The organism is Mesorhizobium sp. M7A.F.Ca.MR.148.00.0.0 (genome assembly GCF_003997735.1).
Lineage (GTDB): Bacteria > Pseudomonadota > Alphaproteobacteria > Rhizobiales > Rhizobiaceae > Mesorhizobium.
In genome coordinates, this window is record NZ_RZTB01000766.1 from 1 (window position 1) to 221 (window position 221).

Below are 221 nucleotides of genomic sequence, written 5' to 3' on the forward strand. Positions count from 1 at the left end.
CGATGACGGCGCTGATCGCGCTGCACGATGTCGGGCCGAACGGCCGCCGCGCCAATTCCCGCGCCGGCTCGATGTATGTCGTGAAACCCAAGATGCATGGGCCGGAGGAGGTCGCTTTCGCCGTCGAGATATTCGACCGCGTCGAGGCCCTGCTCGGTATGGCCAGGAATACCATCAAGATGGGCATCATGGACGAGGAGCGGCGCACCACCGTCAACCTC

The 221-nt window shown here is 64.3% G+C and carries 1 pseudogene; it reads left to right on the top strand.

Annotated features, from left to right (window positions below):
* A pseudogene (locus EOB49_RS36190) lies at window positions 1-221 on the top strand (malate synthase G); the annotation flags it as partial.